Here is a 3,397-nt window from a genome sequence, read left to right as displayed (position 1 = left end):
AAGCCCACGAGATACTCGTGCCCCCGCGCGAAGCGCAGGTGCATGCGGCCGTCCCGGCAGACGCCGAGCAGCTTGTCGCAGCGCGTGCAGCGCCATTCCGAGTTGTGAGTGGAGTGCTTGGTTGTCGCGGCGCCGGACCAGCTCGTCTGGGCTGCCTGGCGCGAGGGGAAGGGAGTCGGCATGGAAGTGCTCCTCTGATGTGGAGCCCTTCCAATAATCAGCGGTTTGTTAGACCGTCCCGCCCGAAACCCTAGATGAACTCTAGATCACGCGGTGTCGGTCGCCTCGCCGAGACGCCAATAGCGATTGCTCGAGCCGTGCCGGATGTAAGTCGGATGCGCCTTCGCCCATGCGCCGGAAGAGAACAGCTGTCTGGGATTGTCGGACCCCATCCCGTCCATCAGGACCTTGGTCAGCCGCTGGCCTGTGCCATCGGTCGCCGCTTCAACAAGGCTTTCGAAGAGTTGGATCTGGCCCACGCCGTCGAGCGTGAGCGGCTCGAGACCAGGGATGATGAGCGTCGCAGAGCGAGGCGTGTGTCGCACAACCTGAGCGACTTGCGCAGAGGTCGCCAGCGTTCGGTTTGCCTCGAAGCGCCGGGCCATTTCCTCTCGGTCCAGATCGCCGAGGCTTCCGTCGTTCAGCAGCAGGTCGCGCAGCGCGATAACGACGTTCGGCCCGAGGAATTGCGGCGGCTCATCGGAAACGGCGAGTACGAGACCGGGGCCCGCTGTATGCCGCGACCGAAGCGCAGTCTCCACACTCTCGCGGGCTTTCAGATCGGCAAGGCGGCGCGCCAGGTAAAGTGGGACCTTTCGCTCACCTAGTGCCATCGGCCCAAGCGAGACGAGGAACTCGTTGATGGTTTCGATGTTCCTGATGCCGAGAGAGCCAGCTATCGCCTTGAGGATGGTTTCGGCGAGCCATGCTCGATCGATCCCGTACTCGATCGCATTGGTGTCGAGACGCAATCCATCCGCCTCTCCAAAGGAACCGGCTTGTCGAACCGTCCCTGGCTCCGGACCCGTTTGCTGCTCAACTTCGACAACCTCATCGTCATCCTCGGCGAGCCCAATCACCTGCCGCCCTTTGCGGGCAATCAATCTCGCACTGACCAGGCGCGCTGGATCGACGCCCGCGGAGTTGAAGAACGCACCTGCAACAGTGTCGCCGGGCAGGTCGTACAGCGACAGAAGAAAGCCGAACCACTGCGCCCGTTCCTGATCGGTGAGTGTCCGCAGGTTCTGCGTAAGACCCCAGTGTTCGAGCAGTCGGAACCCGAGGTCCCGAAGGAACGGATCGCGCATGCTCTGCACGTCCGAACTGCTGCCATCCGAGATCGAGACCCGGAAGGTTCCCTCCTTTCCGTCCGATCGACGGGTGTAACCAATTGCGATGGCGATTTTTGTGAAGCCGAAACTCCGGATCAGGTTGGCTGAATTGGAGACGTATTTCCGGACAACGTCCTCCATCTTGTCCTTTATGGTCACCTTGATGTTCAGTCTTCGGCCCCACGAGCCGAGGCGGACCTCGGCCTCGACTACCGCCGCCATCGTGATCTCGACGTCCTCGAGATCCGGACAATCCAGATCGAAGGAAGACCTGAAGCGTTCGAGGTTGAATTCCCGGCGGGTCAACGGCTTGGCCGACGGCGGGCGCCCTAGAACGACCTCCGCGAAGACCTTAGAGGTCTTTTCGCGAACGTCGCTGCTGGCAGACGCGACCTCGATTTTCTTCAGCTGGGGTGTGTAGATCAGGACAGCCTCATGCGAGGGCCTGTAGTAATGGACGGTCCAGCCCCCTTCCTCGCGATGATTGTCGATGCTCGACAGGGGCCCGGGATGGCGCAGGGCGACCATGAAGGACGGCGGGTAGTTGGCGGTCTCGGGCAATTCGAGGACGGACGCGGTGACCTTGCCCTTCAGTCCCAGAGCTTCCTGAACAGCGTCACAGAGCTTCTCGTCAGGAATTCCGTCTGTGTCGGCAACAGAAGCGTGGTCGAAGTCCACTTCGCAGCATGTGTAGTACGTCCGCCGTTCTCGATAGCGCCGCGCGGCATAGAAGCTCTGGGCGTCGTGGAAGTGCATCGGGAAGACCGTGCGCATCCAGATGCTCTTGCACAGCAGGTCAGGCTGGGACTCATACTGGTCGTAGTCGACATTCTGCAGCCGTTGGCCCGCAACCGTTTCGAGTGAGGTCGCTCCCTTGTCCTGGCCCATGTCGAGCAGAGCGCCAGCGATGCCCTCAAGTAGCCCGATGATTTCCTTGTCCTCCGAACGCAGGTACGCACTCAGCGCTGCCTTGCCCTGATCATCGGTCGTGCCCTCAGTGATTTCCGGCGGAGCGAGAAGAGTGTCGTCGGGCCGTTTGAAGCTGGCGAGAAACTGCCGGACCAGCGCAGCGGGGGCGCCCTGAAGGATACTCCCGAGGTTCGGTCCGAATTCGCTCTTCCTCCGCGCCATGAACTCACCTCAATGAACAACTGCTCTCGATTAATTCAACCCACGATAATCATGGACATATCCGTGATCGGCAAGCCCTGATGTTCTCTCCCTGTTCGCATTTCTGCATTCCGTTCTTCTGAGATGTCCTGTCCCGGGCGGCTGGGTGGCTTTTGATCGGTAACGACACCACCGAGCATAGCCACCGAGACATGAAACGCCCGAACCCGCTCCCTCCCGACCACATGACGCCCGCCGAGCGCCGCGCCGAGCTCTGCGGCCTGTTGGCGCTCGGGCTTGTTCGGTTGCGCATGCGGGAGAAGGGCGAAGTATCTGACGATACTGGAGAAAGTTACCTACACTATCCGCCCGACCAATGCCGTCATGCAACTCCAACTCACCGGAGAACTGCATGACGACCCACGATCCCATCCCCGCGCGCCTGGCCGCGCTGAAGACCGCCACGACGCAGGAGCTGAAGAAGCAGTGGCGCGAGTTGTTCGACAGCGAGCCGCCGCCGTTCAACCGCCGCTATCTCGAAAGCCGCATCGCCTATCGCATCCAGGAACTGGCCTATGGCGGGCTGAAGCCCGAGACAATCCGGCGGCTGGAACGGCTAGGCGAGGAACTGGACGGCGGGGACAAGAGGAAGCGCGGCATCCGCGCCGATCGCGACCGCCCGATCACCGGCACACGGCTGCTGCGCGAGTGGCAGGGCGTCGAACAGATCGTCACCGTCACCGCCGACGGCTTCGAATGGCAAGGGCGGCCCTTCAAGTCGCTGTCCGCCATCGCGCGTGCCATCACCGGCACGCGCTGGAACGGCTGGGTGTTCTTCGGCCTCAAGAACCACAGGGGGCGGACATGACGAAGCCGCCTGAAAAATCGAAGGTCGTCCGCAAGCTGCGGTGTGCTGTCTACACTCGGAAATCCTCCGAGGAAGGGCTGGAGCAGGA

Annotated in this window: 2 protein-coding genes and 1 pseudogene; 1 reads left to right on the top strand and 2 read right to left on the bottom strand. The window is 61.9% G+C overall.

Features of this window, described 5'->3' with window-relative positions:
* Positions 1 to 182, bottom strand: a pseudogene (locus tag G5V65_RS22210) (hypothetical protein); the annotation flags it as partial.
* Positions 183 to 266: 84 nt separating this feature from the next.
* Positions 267 to 2,462 carry a hypothetical protein gene (locus G5V65_RS21600; protein WP_062563469.1) on the bottom strand — a complete coding sequence of 732 codons (2,196 nt, stop codon included), beginning with the start codon at positions 2,460 to 2,462 and terminating at the stop codon, positions 267 to 269.
* A 391-nt stretch (positions 2,463 to 2,853) separates the two neighbouring features.
* On the opposite strand from G5V65_RS21600, the gene G5V65_RS21595 reads away from it, so the two are divergent.
* Entirely contained in the window at positions 2,854 to 3,309 is a 456-nt protein-coding gene (locus tag G5V65_RS21595; protein ID WP_062563468.1) for a DUF2924 domain-containing protein, read from the top strand.
* The last annotated feature ends 88 nt before the right edge of the window (positions 3,310 to 3,397 follow it).

The sequence above is a fragment of the Paragemmobacter kunshanensis genome, from assembly GCF_011059185.1.
In the GTDB taxonomy this organism is placed as follows: Bacteria; Pseudomonadota; Alphaproteobacteria; order Rhodobacterales; family Rhodobacteraceae; genus Paragemmobacter; species Paragemmobacter kunshanensis.
This window is presented reverse-complemented; position numbering and strand designations above follow the sequence as displayed.

Bases quoted from the DNA above. Each gene is read 5' to 3' on its own strand.
- G5V65_RS21595 (WP_062563468.1), top strand. From the start codon at position 2,854: ATGACGACCCACGATCCCATCCCCGCGCGCCTGGCCGCGCTGAAGACC.
- G5V65_RS21600 (WP_062563469.1), bottom strand. From the start codon at position 2,462: ATGGCGCGGAGGAAGAGCGAATTCGGACCGAACCTCGGGAGTATCCTT.